The organism is Enterobacter sp. UPMP701, from assembly GCF_053709515.1.
Genome location: NZ_JBSKJN010000008.1, coordinates 23,508 through 40,595, shown reverse-complemented (window position 1 = coordinate 40,595; position 17,088 = coordinate 23,508). Strand labels below are relative to the sequence as shown.

The 17,088-nt window shown below is 60.0% G+C and carries 13 protein-coding genes; 7 read left to right on the top strand and 6 right to left on the bottom strand.

Features of this window, described 5'->3' with window-relative positions:
• Positions 1 to 8 precede the first annotated feature (8 nt).
• The 4 genes from lsrB to lsrA are packed head-to-tail and all read right to left on the bottom strand — an operon-like array spanning position 9 to position 4,505.
• Positions 9 to 1,010 (bottom strand): autoinducer 2 ABC transporter substrate-binding protein LsrB, encoded by a 1,002-nt coding sequence (lsrB, locus tag ACWKXT_RS16690; protein ID WP_454532950.1) that lies wholly within the window; start codon positions 1,008 to 1,010, stop codon positions 9 to 11.
• 1 nt (position 1,011) lies between these two features.
• Positions 1,012 to 1,989: an autoinducer 2 ABC transporter permease LsrD gene (gene lsrD / locus ACWKXT_RS16685; RefSeq protein WP_454532949.1), complete on the bottom strand. Its 978-nt coding sequence runs from the start codon at positions 1,987 to 1,989 to the stop codon at positions 1,012 to 1,014.
• Complete coding sequence (gene lsrC / locus ACWKXT_RS16680) at positions 1,990 to 3,021, bottom strand: autoinducer 2 ABC transporter permease LsrC (protein WP_454532948.1); 1,032 nt, start codon at positions 3,019 to 3,021, stop codon at positions 1,990 to 1,992.
• Complete coding sequence (gene lsrA, locus ACWKXT_RS16675) at positions 3,018 to 4,505, bottom strand: autoinducer 2 ABC transporter ATP-binding protein LsrA (RefSeq protein WP_454533013.1); 1,488 nt, start codon at positions 4,503 to 4,505, stop codon at positions 3,018 to 3,020. The genes lsrC and lsrA overlap by 4 nt, the downstream gene beginning before the upstream one ends.
• A gap of 215 nt (positions 4,506 to 4,720) precedes the next feature.
• On the opposite strand from lsrA, the gene lsrR reads away from it, so the two are divergent.
• From lsrR to ACWKXT_RS16660, 3 genes are all read left to right on the top strand, one after another.
• Positions 4,721 to 5,689, top strand: a complete 969-nt coding sequence (lsrR, locus tag ACWKXT_RS16670) for a transcriptional regulator LsrR (RefSeq protein ID WP_010435856.1) — start codon at positions 4,721 to 4,723, stop codon at positions 5,687 to 5,689.
• Between the two features lie 34 nt (positions 5,690 to 5,723).
• Entirely contained in the window at positions 5,724 to 7,322 is a 1,599-nt protein-coding gene (gene lsrK, locus ACWKXT_RS16665; protein WP_454532947.1) for an autoinducer-2 kinase, read from the top strand.
• Positions 7,323 to 7,529: 207 nt separating this feature from the next.
• Positions 7,530 to 9,551, top strand: coding sequence for an oxidoreductase (locus tag ACWKXT_RS16660; RefSeq protein WP_454532946.1), 2,022 nt, complete (start codon positions 7,530 to 7,532; stop codon positions 9,549 to 9,551).
• Here the strand turns inward: ACWKXT_RS16660 and rlmG are convergent.
• Entirely contained in the window at positions 9,548 to 10,684 is a 1,137-nt protein-coding gene (gene rlmG / locus ACWKXT_RS16655) for a 23S rRNA (guanine(1835)-N(2))-methyltransferase RlmG (protein ID WP_454532945.1), read from the bottom strand. The genes ACWKXT_RS16660 and rlmG overlap by 4 nt on opposite strands.
• Before the next feature lie 83 nt (positions 10,685 to 10,767).
• Here rlmG and ACWKXT_RS16650 point away from each other — a divergent pair, with 83 nt between their 5' ends.
• The 4 genes from ACWKXT_RS16650 (at position 10,768) to sstT (ending at position 15,507) form a co-directional block, all read left to right on the top strand.
• On the top strand, positions 10,768 to 11,271 hold the full coding sequence (locus tag ACWKXT_RS16650; protein WP_080328269.1) for a YgjP-like metallopeptidase domain-containing protein: 504 nt from the start codon (positions 10,768 to 10,770) through the stop codon (positions 11,269 to 11,271).
• Positions 11,272 to 11,341: 70 nt separating this feature from the next.
• The gene (locus ACWKXT_RS16645) at positions 11,342 to 12,340 is read left to right on the top strand and encodes a Gfo/Idh/MocA family protein (RefSeq protein WP_454527598.1); all 999 of its coding nucleotides are present in this window, start codon (positions 11,342 to 11,344) and stop codon (positions 12,338 to 12,340) included.
• A gap of 251 nt (positions 12,341 to 12,591) precedes the next feature.
• Entirely contained in the window at positions 12,592 to 13,557 is a 966-nt protein-coding gene (locus ACWKXT_RS16640; RefSeq protein WP_454527599.1) for a TerC family protein, read from the top strand.
• A gap of 708 nt (positions 13,558 to 14,265) precedes the next feature.
• Complete coding sequence (sstT, locus tag ACWKXT_RS16635) at positions 14,266 to 15,507, top strand: serine/threonine transporter SstT (protein ID WP_454527600.1); 1,242 nt, start codon at positions 14,266 to 14,268, stop codon at positions 15,505 to 15,507.
• Between the two features lie 92 nt (positions 15,508 to 15,599).
• On the opposite strand, the gene ACWKXT_RS16630 is transcribed toward sstT, so the two are convergent.
• Entirely contained in the window at positions 15,600 to 17,087 is a 1,488-nt protein-coding gene (locus ACWKXT_RS16630) for a UxaA family hydrolase (protein WP_454532944.1), read from the bottom strand.
• Position 17,088 lies beyond the last annotated feature (1 nt).

Sequence of the window (17,088 nt, the reverse complement as noted above, 5' to 3'; positions counted from 1 at the left end):
CTCCCCCGTCAGAAATCGTATTTGTTGATGTTCTCTTTGGTGAACACCACCCGCTCCGGCAGCAGCACAATGCCATTGCCCTTCGCCTCATACTGGTAGCCCTGCACGCTGTTCGGCTCGACCTTCAGCGCGCCGATGTCTTTTACATCCACGCTGTCGCCGACGTTAAGATCGCCTTTTTTCAGCAGGCGATCGGCGACATTGACCGCAATTTTGCCCTGTTGCACCACGTCCCACAGGCCGAAGGCTTTCACCGTGCCGCGCTCAACGTACGGGCGCATCACGTTCGGCGTGCTAAACCCGACAATCGTTACCCCCTCCCGCTTCAGGTTTTCCGCCGCCTGCGCCGCCGCAGGCAGCGCATTGGCGTCCGGGGCGATAATCGCATCCAGATCCGGATACGCTTTTAAGATCCCCTCGGCGGTTTGCAGAGATTTGGTGGCGTCGTTATAGCCAAACTGGGTGGTGACGATCTGCCACTGAGGGTGATCTTTCTCGATTTTGGCCTTCGCCTCTTTCACCCACTGGTTCTGGTCGGTGACGGTGGGGCTGGAGTAGAAGAACGCTACTTTGGCATTCGGTTTGGTGACCTGCTTGCCTGCCATCTCCACCAGCAGGCCGCCCAGCTGTTCCGGCGTGCCCTGGTTGATGTAGATACTGCGGCACTCCGGTTTGGTGTCGGAGTCCCAGGTCAGGACCTTCACGCCGCGCTGCATCGCGCGCTTGAGCGCCGGACAGAGACCGTCCGGCGACACCGCGGAGACGATGATGGCGTTATAGCCCTGGTTGACGAAGTTATTGATAAGCTGCACCTGGCCGGAGACGCTCGGCTCGGTCGGGCCGTCGTAGGTCACGTCCACGCCGAGATCTTTCCCCGCCTCTTTCGCGCCGTTGCCGCCGCTGGTGAAGAAGCCCACGCCTACCAGCTTCGGGATAAAGGCAATGCGGTCCGCCGCCTGCGCCGAGGCGAAGCTGAGGGCCATTGCCAGGACGAACAGTTTTGTTTTCATCTTACGCTCCGGATAGTTTTCTGAAGAGAGAACGCACCCACTCGCGGTGCAGACTCAGCGAACGTCCCATCACCACCACAACCAGCAGCGCCCCTGACAGCGCGCTCGACACCTGGTTAGGGATACCAACCATCTGTAAACCCTGTTGCAGGTAGCCCACCAGCAGCGCCGCCAGCGCCGTACCGACAACCGAACCTGACCCGCCGTAGATATTGGCCCCGCCGAGCACGGCGGCAGTGAGCGCTGGCATCAGTAAATCGCGCCCCAGATCCGAACGCGCGGAGCCGAAATAGGAGACCATCACCAGCGCGGCAACCGCCGAGGCCACGCCCACCAGGCCGTACAGCGCGTAGGGCATGCCGTTCACCGACAGCGCCGCATAGCGCGCCGCGCGAGGATTCTGGCCGATTAAAAACAGGTGACGACCAAAGCGCCCGCGGTGGGTAATCAGCCAGAAAAAAAACGTAATCACCGCGAACAGCACCAGCGGGATCGGCATACCCAACACCGTGAGGTTAGCGAACGCCGTGAAGCCATCCGGGAAGCCGCCGATCCCCTCGTAGCCCGTCGCCCCCGCCATGCCGGAGAGCAGCAGCGCCCCGCCGCCGTAGAGGTAGAGCGTGCCGAGGGTAATCACCAGAGGGCTAATGCCGGTGTAGTGGATCAGCGCGGCATTAAATAATCCGCACAGCAGGCCGAGCAGCAGCGTCAGCGGAATAGCGACCGCCATCGGCCACCCTGCCTGCATCATCACCCCCAGCGCGATGGCGCACAGTCCAATGGTTGAGCCGAGGGAAATGTCGATCCCGCCGCTGATGATGACCAGCGTTAGCGGCAGCGCCACAATACCAATGCAGATGAAGTCGCTGGTGCTGAAAAGCAGTATGTTAACGTCGAGCATGCGCGGGTTGATGGCGCCGAAGAGCAGGATCTCCAGCACCAGTAAAATCAGCAGCGCGCTTTCCCAGTTAAGCCTCATTTACGCCACCTCTTTTTTGCGTTTGGGAAACGGGGTGACATGCTTTCCCCCTTTGTTACCCGGCTGGAAGCGGCCGTACTTCAGCGCCCGCTGATGGCGCGCCAGCGCCTGGCGCAGGCGCCCGTCGAGCACCAGCACGCCCAGCAGCACCAGTCCGGCGATAAAATCGTTCCACCACGCCGGCAGCCTGAACAGCACCAGCACGGTGTCGATTTGGGTGAGGAAGAACGCGCCGAGGAAGGCACCGACCAGCGTGCCGGTGCCGCCCAGCAGCGAAATGCCGCCCAGCACGCAGGCGGCGATGGCCTTCATCTCCAGCCCGCTGCCGGTCTGGTTCGGCACAAAGCCAATCTGCGCGGCAAAGACAATCCCGGCGCAGGCCGCCAGCATGCCGTTCAGAGTAAAAGCAATCATGCGGGTGCGGTTCACCGCCACGCCCAGCTGGCGCGCGGCGGCGAGGTTATCCCCCACGGCGTAAAAATCACGCCCGAACGCGGTGCGCGACAGCGTCCACGCGCCTGTGGCCGCAATAATCAACACCAGCATGCCGAGCGGCGAAATGCCGACGGCGGCAGGCTCGGAGAGAGATTTCAGCCCCGGCGGCAGCCCTTCAATCCACTTCCCGCCGGTCCACAGCAGCATTGCCCCGCGATACAGCCCCAGCGTGCCGAGGGTGGCGACAATCGCCGGAATGCGCAGCCCCACCACCAGAAAACCGTTGAATGCCCCCGCCAGCGCGCCGATCGACAGCGCGAAGAGAATGGAAACGAGCAGGCTGTAGCCACTATTGAGCGCCACGCCGACGGCGATGGCGGACAGCCCGACGGTGGAGCCAACTGAGACGTCGATATTGCGGGTCAGCATCACCAGCGCCGCGCCGATGGCCAGCAGGATCAGGATCTGCGAGCTGGCGAAGATCATCCCCAGCGTCTGTAAGCTCAGGTAGGACGGGTTCAGCGCCACCAGCACGGCGAACAGTGCCAGAATGGCGAGAAACGCGCTCAGCTCGCGATTTTTCAGTAAGATCTTCATGATTGCCCTCCAAACGCCAGCGCCATCATCCGGTCGAGGCTGACGGCGTGGCGCGGCAGCTCGCCGCTGAGCACGCCCTGATGCATTACCAACACCCGATCCGCGAGGCTGGGAAACTCATCGAGATCGCTTGAGATCATCAGCACCGCCACGTTCTGCGCCGCCACGCTTTTAATCAGCTGGTAGATGTCGGCGCGCGCCGAGACGTCCACGCCGCGCGTCGGTTCATCGACGATCAGCAGCAGCGGGTTGGCCTCAAGACAGCGCGCCAGCAGCACCTTCTGCTGATTACCACCGGAGAGCGTGCGCACGGTTTGATCCGCATGGTTGAGCTTGATCCCCAGCGCCCGGTGATAGCGTTCCACTACCGCAGACTCCCGCTTTCGCTGCTGCCAGAGCGACGGCTCGTTCAGCGCCACGGTGTTCCAGCGGATCGGCGCGTCGAGAAACAGGCCGGACACCTGCCTGTCTTCCGGCAGATAGACCAGCCCTTTTTGCAGGCGTGAACTGACCGGATCGGCGGTGATCTCCTGGCTCTCCAGCCACACCCGCCCGCCGCGAACCGGACGCAGGCCGTAGAGCGTTTCGGCAAACTCGGTGCGCCCGGACCCCACCAGCCCGGCCAGACCAACGATCTCCCCGGCGTAAATCTCAAGGCTGAGATCGATAAAGCCCTCCCCGGTGAGCGCTTCCACGCGCAGCACGGGAAAATCCTGCGCCTGGGTGCGGCGGTTGCCCGGCAGCGCCAGCCACAGCTTTTGCGTATCGCTCAGGGATGCTTCCCGGCTTACAGGCGTCATGGCGGCGATCAGGGCGTTATCGTCAAAATGCGCAGTTTCGCCGCTGAGCACCACCGCGCCGTCGCGCATCACTGAGACGTGACTCGCCAGCTGTCGAATCTCCGGCAGCTTGTGCGAGATAAAAACAATCCCGACGCCGAGATCCTGCAAAGCGCGGATCTGGCGGAACAGGCGCTCGGTCTCACCGGGCGTCAGCGAGGCCGTGGGTTCATCAAGGATCAGAATTTTGGCGTTACGCATCAGCCCGCGCAGGATCTCCACCATCTGCTGGTCCGCCACCTCCAGGGTGCTGGCGGCGGCGTCGAGGTTAAGCTGGCACTGCAGCTGATGGAGTTTCTCCGCCAGGTGTTTTTCCCGATCGCGCTCTCGCGGCAGACGAAACAGAATGTTTTCCCGCACCGTCAGGTTGGGGAACAGCAGCGGCTCCTGAGGCACCAGATAAATGCCGAGCTTATGCGCCTGCGCGGGCGTGAGCCGTGCAAAAGACTCCCCCGCGACCGAAAGTTCACCGCCATCCGGCGTTTCCACCCCGGCGATGATCTTCATCAGCGTCGATTTTCCCGCGCCGTTACCGCCCATCAGCGCGTGCACCTGCCCCGCAAGCAAAGTGAAATCAATGCCTTTCAGAACCGGCACGCCTGAGAACTGCTTGCTGATATTCCGCGCGTCGAGAAGTGGTGTCATCATCGCTCCGCTATTGAACAAATGATTTTTAGATTTAATAATGTTCAAAAGCGTAGACGGTGAACTATATTTACAACCGTGCAGGGATCACAGTTTTATCGATTGAGATTCAGATAAACCAGAAACGATCGAAATGATCCGTTTTGTCGCGTGGCTCACACTTTCCCTCCGCGCCATCACGAACATATGATCTAAATTTTTATAAGAGTTCAACTATGAGCGATAAACGCACTGCGGAAGAAGGACGGTTTGCCGGGCTGGCACTGGCGGAAGAGGAGCTGGTGGCGCGCGTGGCCTGGTGCTACTACCACGACGGATTAACCCAGAACGACATTGGCGAGCGGCTCGGGCTGCCGCGCCTGAAGATCTCCCGCCTGCTGGAGAAGGGCCGCCAGTCCGGGGTGATCCGCGTGCAGATCAACTCCCGCTACGAGGGCTGCCTGGCGCTGGAAACCGAGCTACAGCAGCGCTTTGGCCTGAAGCTGGTGCGCGTGATGCCCGCTCTGAATACGCCGCCGATGAACGTGCGGCTCGGCATTGGCGCTGCGCAGTCGCTAATGGGCGTGCTGGAGCCCGGCCAGCTGCTGGCGGTGGGGTTTGGTGAAACCACCATGAGCAGCCTGCAACACCTGAGCGGCTTTATCAGCTCGCAGCAGATCCGCCTGGTGACGCTCTCCGGCGGTGTCGGGCCGTATATGACCGGTATCGGCCAGCTGGATGCGGCCTGTAGCGTGAGCATGATCCCCGCCCCGCTTCGCGTGTCATCCGCTGAAGTCGCCGGGATCTTAAAGCGCGAAACCAGCGTGCGGGACGTGATCCTCGCCGCCACCGCCGCTGACGTGGCGGTGGTCGGCATTGGTTCGGTGAACCAGCGCCGTGACGCAACGATTTTGCGCTCCGGCTATATCAGCGAAGGTGAACAGCTGATGTACGCCCGTAAAGGCGCGGTCGGCGACATTCTCGGCTATTTCCTCAATGCCGAAGGGGAATGCGTTGAGGAGCTGGAGATCCACAAAGAATTACTGGGCGTCACGCTCGATGAACTGGCGCAACTGCCCACCATCGTCGGCGTGGCCGGAGGGGAAGAGAAAGCCGATGCGATTTATGCCGCACTGAAAGGTCGCCGTATCAATGGCCTGGTGACGGAAGAGACGACAGCCCGCGCGGTGCTGGCCCTGACGTAACGGGGTTGCCCTGCGCTAACAACGAGGCAAGCTCATGAGTTACCTTTTAGCGTTAGATGCAGGGACAGGCAGCGTTCGCGCCGTTATTTTCGATTTACAGGGCAACCAGGTTGCCGTCGGCCAGGCCGAGTGGAAGCACCTGAGCGTGGAGAACGTGCCGGGGTCGATGGAGTTCGACCTCGAGACCAACTGGCAGCTGGCCTGCCGGTGTATTCATCAGGCGCTGGAGCGCGCACGGCTTAGCGCGGCGGATATTCGGTCCGTCGCCTGCTGCTCGATGCGCGAAGGGATCGTGCTGTATGACCGCAACGGTGAGGCCATCTGGGCCTGCGCCAACGTCGACGCCCGCGCCAGCCGCGAGGTGGCCGAACTCAAAGAGATCCACGACTTTCGTTTTGAATCAGAAGTATATGACGTCTCCGGCCAGACGCTGGCCCTGAGCGCGATGCCGCGCCTCCTGTGGCTGGCGCACCATCGCCCGGATATATATCGCAAAGCCGCGACCATCACCATGATCAGCGACTGGCTGGCGGCGAAGCTCTCCGGCGAACTGGCGGTTGATCCGTCGAACGCGGGCACGACGGGCATGCTGGATCTCTTCTCCCGCGACTGGCGCCCGGCGCTGCTGGACATGGCCGGGCTGCGCGCCGATATCCTCTCCCCGGTGAAAGAGACCGGCACCGTGCTGGGCGCTGTCACCAAAGAGGCCGCACAGCAGAGCGGCCTGCGCGAAGGTACCCCGGTGGTGATGGGCGGCGGCGACGTGCAGCTGGGCTGTCTGGGGCTGGGCGTGGTTCGCGCCGGGCAAACCGCGGTGCTGGGCGGCACCTTCTGGCAGCAGGTCGTAAACCTGCCGCAGGTGCGTACCGACCCCGACATGAACATCCGCGTGAACCCGCACGTTATCCCCGGTATGGCGCAGGCGGAGTCGATCAGCTTCTTCACCGGGCTGACCATGCGCTGGTTCCGCGACGCCTTCTGCGCCGAGGAGAAACTGATTGCCGAACGGATGGGGATGGACACCTACTCCCTGCTCGAAGAAATGGCGAGCCGCGTCCCGGCGGGCTCTCATGGGGTGATGCCGATCTTCTCCGACGCGATGCATTTTAAGCAGTGGTACCACGCCGCGCCGTCGTTTATTAACCTCTCCATCGACCCGGAAAAGTGCAACAAAGCGACGCTGTTCCGCGCCCTGGAGGAGAACGCGGCGATCGTTTCGGCCTGCAACCTGGCGCAGATTTCGCGCTTCTCCGGCGTGACGTTTGAGAGCCTGGTGTTTGCGGGTGGCGGGGCCAAAGGCGCCCTGTGGAGCCAGATTTTAAGCGACGTTACCGGGCTGCCGGTGCGCGTGCCGGAAGTCAAAGAGGCAACGGCGCTCGGCTGCGCGATCGCGGCCGGAACAGGCGCGGGGCTGTTTGCGGATATGGCCTCGACGGGCGAGCGGCTGGTGAAGTGGAGCCGCGAGTTCACGCCAGACCCTCAGCACCGGGAACTGTACGACGGCATGATGCAGAAATGGCAGGCGGTGTACGCCGACCAGCTCGGGCTGGTGGACAGCGGTCTGACCACGTCGATGTGGCAGGCACCGGGGCTGGTAAAAACCCACACCCCTCACCCTGCCCCTCTCCCCTAAGGGGAGAGGGAAAAAACCAGATCGAGCGAGTTCTTTAAGACCGCACCAGGCAGTCCCCTCTCCCCTCCGGGGAGAGGGCTAGGGTGAGGGGCGAAGTTCTTTGAGATCTATCACAATCATTCGATCCCGCTTTTACCTTTCCGCTGCCGCTGGCTAAATTAGTAACTCATCCGACCACATAACAATAATTTTACACTGGAAGAGACTATGAGCCGCTACCCGTCGTTATTCGCCCCCCTCGATCTGGGGTTCACCACACTCAAAAACCGCGTGTTGATGGGCTCGATGCACACCGGGCTGGAGGAGCGTCCGGACGGGGCTGAACGTCTGGCGGCCTTCTATGCCGAACGCGCACGCCACGGGGTGGCACTGATTGTGACCGGCGGTGTAGCGCCCGCGCCCACAGGCGTGACGATGGAGGGCGGCGCGGTTCTGAACGATGCGTCGCAGCTGCCGCACCACCGCATAGTGACCGACGCGGTGCATAAGGAAGGCGGTAAAATCGCCTTGCAAATTCTGCACACCGGACGCTACAGCTATCAGCCGAACCTGGTCGCGCCCTCGGCCATTCAGGCGCCGATTAACCGTTTTAAACCTCACGCCCTTAGCCACGATGAGATTCTGGCGTTGATTGACGACTTCGCCCGTTGCGCTGCGCTGGCACGTGAGGCGGGCTACGACGGCGTGGAGGTGATGGGCTCCGAAGGTTATTTGATTAACGAATTCCTCGCCGCCCGCACCAACCAGCGCGACGACGAATGGGGCGGCGATTATGCCCGCCGGATGCGCTTTGCCGTGGAAGTGGTGCGCGCGGTGCGCGAGCGTGCGGGCGCGGACTTTATTATCATCTTCCGCCTGTCGATGCTCGACCTGGTAGAGGGAGGCGGCACCTTCGACGAAACCGTGCAGCTGGCGCAGGCGATTGAAGCCGCAGGTGCCACAATTATCAACACCGGCATTGGCTGGCACGAGGCGCGCATCCCGACCATCGCCACGCCGGTGCCGCGCGCGGCGTTCAGCTGGGTAACCCGCAGGCTGAAGGGCAAAGTGTCTGTTCCACTGGTCACCACTAACCGCATTAACGATCCGCAGGTGGCGGAGGATGTGATTTCGCGCGGCGACGCCGATATGGTGTCGATGGCGCGCCCGTTCCTGGCGGATGCCGAGCTGCTGTCCAAAGCACAAAGCGGCCGTGCGGATGAGATCAACACCTGCATCGGCTGTAACCAGGCCTGTCTGGATCAGATCTTCGTCGGCAAGGTTACCTCTTGCCTGGTTAACCCGCGCGCCTGCCATGAAACCAAAATGCCGATCGTTCCTGCGACCAACAAGAAACGTCTGGCCGTAGTGGGGGCTGGTCCGGCGGGGCTGGCATTCGCGGTGAACGCCGCTTCCCGCGGGCACAGCGTGACGCTGTTTGATGCGCTGGCGGAGATTGGCGGGCAGTTTAATATCGCCAAACAGATCCCTGGCAAAGAGGAGTTCTATGAAACGCTGCGCTACTACCGCCGGATGATTGAACTGACGGGCGTCGAGCTGCAGCTCAGCCAGTGGGTGAATGCGGCGGATCTGATCGGTTTCGATGAAGTGATCCTGGCAAGCGGGATCGTACCGCGCACGCCTGCGATCGAGGGCATCGATCATCCGAAGGTATTGAGCTATCTGGATGTATTAAGGGACAAAGCGCCGGTTGGCGAGAAAGTGGCGATTATCGGCTGCGGCGGGATCGGCTTTGATACCGCGATGTATTTAAGCCAGCCGGGTGAAGCCACCAGCCAGAACATTGCCGAGTTTTGCGTGGAATGGGGTATCGACACCAGCCTGAAGCAGTCCGGCGGTTTACGCCCGGAAGGGCCGCAGTTGCCGAAAAGCCCGCGTCAGATCGTGATGCTGCAGCGCAAGGCCAGCAAGCCGGGCGAAGGGCTGGGCAAAACCACGGGCTGGATCCACCGCGCCACCCTGCTCTCGCGCGGGGTGAAGATGATCCCGGCGGTGAGCTACCAAAAGATCGACGACGAGGGACTGCACGTCACGATCGGCGGCGAGCCGCAGCTGCTGCGCGTGGATCATGTGATTTTATGTGCCGGACAAGAACCGAAGCGCGATCTGGCGGATCCGCTGCGCGAGGCCGGTAAAACGGTGCATTTGATCGGCGGATGCGACGTGGCGATGGAGCTGGATGCGCGGCGCGCGATTGCGCAGGGCACCCAGCTTGCACTGGTTATTTAGCGACGGCGCCCCAGCTTCACCGCTTTCAGCACCACAAACTTGTTATTGGTCGCAATGGTGACGCAGTTGCCGAAAATCTTCTTCAGCTTGTGGAAGTAGTCCAGGTGGCGGTTCGCCACGATGTACAGCTCGCCGTTGATTTTCAGGCAGCGGCGCGCGTGGTGGAACATCTCCCACGCGACGTTATCCGTCAGGGCATGCTTCTGGTGGAACGGCGGATTGCAGAACACCGCGTTGAAGCGGAACGGCTCAACGCCGGACAGCGCGTTGTTGATCATAAACTCGCAGCGATCCAGCGCTTCCGGCATGTTGGTTTCCACGTTCAGACGGCTTGAGGCCACCGCCATCGGCGACTCGTCGCTGAACACCACGCTGGCGTCCGGGTTCTTCGCCAGCAGCGTCAGGCCAATCACGCCGTTGCCGCAGCCCAGATCGACAATTTCCCCTTCCAGATTTTCCGGCAGGTGTTCCATAAAGAAACGCGCCCCGATATCCAGCCCGGTACGAGAGAAGACGTTCGCGTGGTTGTGGATGGTCCAGTCGGTGCCTTCCAGTTTCCAGCTCAGGGTCTCTGGCGCGTCGGCCAGCTCCGGTGCGCTGAAGGTGCAGTTGATCAGGCGCGCTTTTTTCCAGGCCAGCGTTGTGGTGGTTGGGCCAAGGACCTTCTCGAACAGCTCCAGCGTTGAGGCGTGAATATCGCGCGCTTTGGCCCCCGCGATGATGCGGGTTTCCGGCGTCACGACCTTACGCAGCGCGCGCAGCTGCTGCTCCAGCAGCGCCATGGTTTTGGGGACTTTAATCAGCACCACGCCCGGCACCTGCGGGTAGTCCGCGGTGCTGTCGAGGAACTTCACGCTGGACTCGTCGATGTCGTTATGGCGCAGGTTTTCACGCGTCGCCAGCTCGCTCAGGTAGGAATCGCCGATGCTGTAAGGCGTGTGTTCCGCCAGGGCACAGCCGAGGGCGCCAAACGCGTCATTCAGGATCAAAACCGGGCCGCGAATTTCAGTCTCATCCAACTGCTGCAGCAGATATTCATCCGCCGCTTCCCACGCCTGAAGCGGGTTAACGTCGTCCGTTTCCGGGAAACGTTTAAGGTTGAGTGAACGGAAACCGTTGTCTAAGTGGCTCATCGGCCCTCCTGAATGGTAAAATTTGGCGTATCCCTGAAAAGGGTGCGTGAGTATACCCGTTTTATTGTCGATTTGGGGCGTTGATGAACCAACTTACTTATCTCCAGGGCTATCCGGAGCATTTACTTTCCCAGGTTCGCAGCCTGATTGCCGAACAGAAGCTCGGCGCGGTGCTGGAAAAACGTTACCCCGGCACGCACGATTTCGCGACCGATAAGGCGCTCTGGCAGTATACGCAGGATCTGAAAAACCGATATCTGAAGAGCGCGCCGCCGATCAACAAGGTGATGTACGACAACAAGATCCACGTGCTGAAAAACGCGCTCGGCCTGCATACCGCCGTTTCCCGCGTGCAGGGCGGCAAGCTGAAGGCGAAAGCCGAGATCCGCGTGGCGACGGTGTTCCGTAACGCGCCGGAAGCGTTTCTGCGGATGATCGTGGTACATGAGCTGGCGCACCTGAAAGAGAAAGAGCACGACAAAGCGTTTTACTCTCTGTGCTGTCACATGGAGCCGCAGTACCACCAGCTGGAGTTTGATACCCGCCTGTGGCTGACGCATTTATCGTTAAAGAGTAATGCGCAGTAGCGCACGCGAATTGTCATGATGACGTGCTACAGTGGCTATAGGTTCCCCGCTACGGAGTACGTAAACGTTTATGATACGTTTCGCAGTCATTGGAACGAACTGGATCACCCGCCAGTTCGTCGACGCCGCCCACGAAACCGGCAAACTAAAACTTACCGCAGTCTATTCCCGCAGCCTTGAGCAGGCGCAGAGTTTTGCCAACGACTATCTCGTTGAGCATCTCTTCACCTCCCTGGATGAAATGGCGCAAAGCGACGCCATTGACGCGGTGTATATCGCCAGCCCGAACTCCCTGCACTTCCCGCAAACAAAGCTGTTCCTCAGCCATAAAAAGCATGTGATTTGCGAGAAGCCGCTAGCCTCGAACATAGAAGAAGTGGAAGCGGCCATTGCGTTAGCGCGCGAAAACCAGGTGGTGCTTTTTGAAGCGTTCAAAACCGCCAGCCTGCCGAACTTCCTCGTGTTGCAGCAGTCCCTGCCGAAAATTGGCAAAGTGCGTAAAGCCTTTATCAACTACTGCCAGTATTCGTCGCGCTATCAGCGCTATCTGGACGGTGAAAACCCGAATACCTTTAACCCGGCCTTCTCGAACGGCTCGATTATGGATATCGGTTTTTACTGCCTCGCCTCTGCCGTGGCCCTGTGGGGCGAACCGCACGGCGTCACGGCCACCGCCAGCCTGCTGGAGAGCGGCGTGGATGCACACGGTGTCGTGGTGCTGGACTACGGTGATTTTAGCGTCACGCTACAGCACTCCAAGGTGAGCGATTCCGTACTGCCGAGCGAAATTCAGGGCGAAGCCGGGTCGCTGGTCATCGAGAAAATCTCCGAATGCCAGAAGGTGAGCTTCGTGCCGCGCGGCGGCAAAGCGCAGGAGCTGACGCAGCCTCAGCATATTAACACTATGCTCTATGAGGCAGAGGTCTTTGCCCGTCTGGTCGAGGACAATGAAGTGAATCACCCTGGCCTCGCGGTAAGCCGCACCACGGCGAAGCTGCAAACGGAGATCCGCCGTCAGACCGGCGTAGTGTTCCCGGCAGACGGCGTGAGCGCGGAAGTTATCGCGTAAAGCTGTGTAATGAAACGGCGCAGACCATTGACGAAACCGATGGTCTGACATATTTTGTTACCTGCAAAGGGGAGTAACTTCTTCGCCGGTGGATCGTCATTACGATGCGTGCAAAACCGCATCCGGTCGCCGGGCAACCCTCGTGGTTGTAAGTGAGACCTTGCCGGAAGGCGAGGTCTATGCATAAAAAGCTAACGGCTATCGTCTTCTGACCATAGCCGTTTTTGTTTTTTATGTGTAAGGAAAATAGTATGCATTCTGTCGGCACTCCAATGCTGTGGGGCGGATTCGCGGTTGTCGTGCTCATCATGCTGGCGATCGACCTCTTTTTGCAGGGTCGCCGCGGCGCGCACGGCATGAGCGTTAAGCAGGCCGCCGTCTGGTCGCTGGTCTGGGTTAGTCTCTCACTCCTTTTCTGCGCCGCCTTCTGGTGGTATCTGGCCTCGACCGAAGGCCGTGCGGTGGCCGATCCTCAGGCGCTCGCCTTCCTCACCGGTTATCTGATTGAAAAAGCCCTGGCGGTTGATAACGTCTTCGTCTGGCTGATGCTGTTCAGCTACTTTGCCGTGCCTGCAGCCCTGCAGCGTCGCGTGCTGGTGTACGGCGTGCTGGGTGCCATTGTCCTGCGTACCATCATGATCTTCGCCGGCAGCTGGCTGATTACCCAGTTCGAATGGCTGCTGTATGTCTTCGGCGCGTTCCTGCTGTTCACCGGTATCAAAATGGCGCTGGCGAAAGAAGACGATACCGGTATCGGCGATAAGCCGCTGGTGAAGTGGATCCGCGGCCATCTGCGCATGACGGACAAGATTGAGAGCGAGCATTTCTTCGTGCGTAAGAACGGCCTGCTGTTCGCCACACCGCTGCTGCTGGTGCTGATTCTTGTCGAACTGAGCGACGTGATTTTCGCGGTGGACAGTATCCCGGCTATCTTTGCGGTCACCACCGACCCGTTCATCGTGCTGACCTCTAACCTGTTTGCCATCCTCGGCCTGCGTGCCATGTATTTCCTGCTGGCAGGCGCGGCGGAGCGCTTCTCGATGCTGAAGTACGGCCTGTCGGTGATCCTGGTGTTTATCGGTATCAAGATGCTGATCGTCGATTTCTACCATATTCCGATCGCCATTTCGCTCGGCGTGGTGTTTGGCATTCTGCTGGTGACGCTGATTATCAATACCTGGGTTAACCGCCAGCACGATAAGAAGCAGCAGGCTTAGTGCAACGTTCGGTGCGGGCTGATGCCCTCACCCCAACCCTCTCCCACGGGGCTGAGAGTTGCCCACAAAATAATGCCTGCACAGACGGCCCCCTCTCCCACTGGGAGAGGGCCGGGGTGAGGGGGAACATACGGCTCTGGTGGTCATTCCGTTCACTTTATGTTCCTTACTACTCTGTCACGACATGACCGGTGAACGTGCCAGGGTGGCTCAGTCGCCACCACCCTGGCGACCCGGGCTTCCGGCGGTAAATCGCCGCTTCGCGGTGCCTTCGGCTTATTCCTTCCGGCTTATCGGGGACGGGCGGAGGTAACATCCCTGTAAAGCCCGCCCTCTCGGCGCATCCCTGCGCCTCGCCCCGGCCTACAGGAAACGCCTCAGCGATTTACAGCCGGACCGAGGCATCGCTGAAAGCCCTCAGTTATTGTGAGGCAACGTTATAGCTTTTGCTTTCAAATTACTGGGGATCCCTCAGCCCACAGGGAGAGGGGGAAATGCAATGTAGGCCGGGTAAGCGCAGCGCCACCCGGCATTTTCGTTAACCAATAGTTAAAAAACATGACGCAACACGTAAAATCCAGCATTTTACGCTTCCGCCTTTCGCTGCTTTCCCTGATACTCAACCAGGCAAACAAATACTTACATCCGGACACAAATGTGACTTAGAGCACATCCAGGATGGAACGCAATTTCACTCAGGAATAACGTATGAGCACACAATCACGCGGTCTGTTCGCGCGCCTGGCGCAGGGCAGTCTTGTAAAACAAATTCTGGTCGGGTTGGTACTGGGTATTCTGCTGGCGATGGTGTCAAAACCTGCTGCGGAAGCCACGGGACTGCTCGGGACGCTGTTCGTGGGCGCACTGAAGGCCGTTGCACCGGTACTGGTTCTGATGCTGGTGATGGCGTCGATTGCTAACCACCAGCACGGACAAAAAACCAACATTCGCCCTATTCTGTTCCTGTATCTTCTGGGAACCTTCTCTGCTGCCTTAACGGCCGTTGTGTTTAGCTTCCTGTTTCCGTCCACGCTGCACCTGACCAGCGCGGCCGGTGATATCACTCCGCCATCTGGGATTGTGGAAGTGCTTCGCGGTCTGCTGATGAGCATGGTCTCTAACCCTGTCACCGCACTGATGAACGGAAACTACATCGGCATCCTGGTCTGGGCGATCGGTCTTGGCTTCGCGCTGCGTCATGGTAATGAGACCACGAAAAACCTGGTCAACGATTTGTCGAACGCCGTGACCTTCATGGTGAAGCTGGTGATTCGCTTTGCGCCAATTGGTATCTTTGGTCTGGTTTCTTCGACGCTGGCCACCACCGGTTTCGACGCACTGTGGGGCTACGCGCAGCTGCTGGTCGTCCTGGTCGGCTGTATGCTGCTGGTGGCGCTGGTGATCAACCCGCTGCTGGTGTTCTGGCAGATCCGCCGCAACCCGTATCCGCTAGTGCTGACCTGCCTGCGCGAGAGCGGCGTGTACGCCTTCTTCACCCGCAGCTCGGCGGCAAACATTCCGGTCAACATGGCGCTGGCTGAGAAACTGAATCTGGATCGCGATACCTATTCGGTGTCGATTCCCCTGGGCGCAACCGTGAACATGGCGGGTGCGGCGATCACCATCACCGTGCTGACGCTGGCGGCGGTACATACGCTGGGTATTCCGGTAGATCTGCCAACCGCATTGCTGCTGAGTGTGGTGGCGTCGCTGTGTGCCTGTGGCGCCTCCGGCGTGGCGGGTGGTTCGCTGCTGCTGATCCCGCTGGCTTGTAATATGTTCGGTATCCCGAACGAGGTCGCGATGCAGGTTGTGGCCGTTGGCTTTATCATCGGCGTGCTGCAGGACTCCTGCGAAACCGCGCTGAATTCCTCTACCGACGTGCTGTTTACCGCAGCGGCCTGTCAGGCGGAAGACGCGCGTTTAGCAAAGAACGCCCTGCGAGGTTAACAGCAAAACGGCAACCCTGAGGTTGCCGTTTTTAGTGTTTGTACCCTCTCCCACGGGGAGAGGGCCGGGGTGAGGGCACCAGCCCGCACCAATTAAAGCGTCACACCACTCTTAAAGATCGCCAGCTCGCGGAAGTCGTTCTTCTCGTTGCAGGTCTGCCTGCCGTTGGCAAATTCCACAATCGTGTCCACGAATTCGCCCAGCAGCTGCGGCATCGCTTTGCCGTGGATCAGCTGGCCCGCATCAAAGTCGATCCAGTGCTTTTTCTTCGCCGCCAGCTCGCTGTTGGTGGCGATTTTCACCGTCGGCACAAACCCGCCGTACGGCGTGCCGCGCCCGGTACTGAACAGCACCATGTGACAGCCCGCCCCTGCCAGCGCGCTGGTGGCGACCGCATCGTTGCCCGGTGCGCTCAACAGGTTCAGACCATGGGTTTTCAGACGCTCACCGTAGCGGAGTACGTCCACCACCTGGCTTGCACCCGCTTTCTGGGTACAGCCGAGGGATTTCTCTTCCAGCGTGGTGATCCCGCCCGCCTTGTTACCCGGCGACGGGTTCTCGTAAATCGGCTGGTTGTGAGCGATGAAGTACTGTTTGAAGTCGTTCACCATGGTGACGGTCTTCTCAAACGTCTCTTCGTCGCGGCAGTGGCTCATCAGAATACGCTCCGCGCCGAACATCTCCGGCACTTCGGTCAGCACCGTGGTGCCGCCGTTGGCGATGACGTAATCTGAGAAGCGGCCCAGCATCGGGTTGGCGGTAATGCCGGAAAGACCATCCGATCCGCCGCACTCCAGACCAAACTTCAGTTCGCTCAACTTGCCCGGCTCGCGCTTGTTATGGCGCATGACCTCATACAGCTGGTGCAGCTGTTCAACGCCCGCTTCCACCTCGTCGTCCTGATGCTGGCACACCATAAAATGCACGCGCTCAGGGTCAAACTCACCCAGCGTCTCGCGGAAGGCATCGACCTGGTTGTTCTCGCAGCCGAGGCCAATCACCAGCACCGCCCCCGCATTCGGGTGGCGCACCATGTTTTGCAGCATGGTGCGGGTGTTTATGTGGTCATCACCCAGCTGGGAGCAGCCGTAGGTATGGCTGAAAAGATGTACGCCGTCAGTACCTTCGGCATTGTTGGTCTCTTTCAGGAAACGGGTCTGAATCTGACGCGCAATCCCGTTCACGCAGCCGACGGTCGGGAGGATCCACAACTCGTTGCGGATCCCCACCTCACCGCTGGCGCGGCGGTAGATCTGCACTTCGCGATCCGCCGCCTGCCTTTCTTCTGCCTGTAAATCAGGTTGATAGCTGTACTCGTCCAGATCGCTCAGATTGGTACGGGTATTGTGGGAGTGGATGTATTCACCCGGTGCAATATCCGCCAGCGCATGGCCGATGGGCAAACCGTACTTCACCACATTCTCCCCTTTCGCAATGGGGATGAGGGCAAACTTGTGTCCACGTCCAATGGCCTGGCGCAACGTCACCGACTGGTTGTCGAAGGTCACTTCCGTGCCTTCGGTTAAATCTGCCAGCGCGACGGCAACGTTATCCAGCGAATGGATTTTGATGTATTGCATA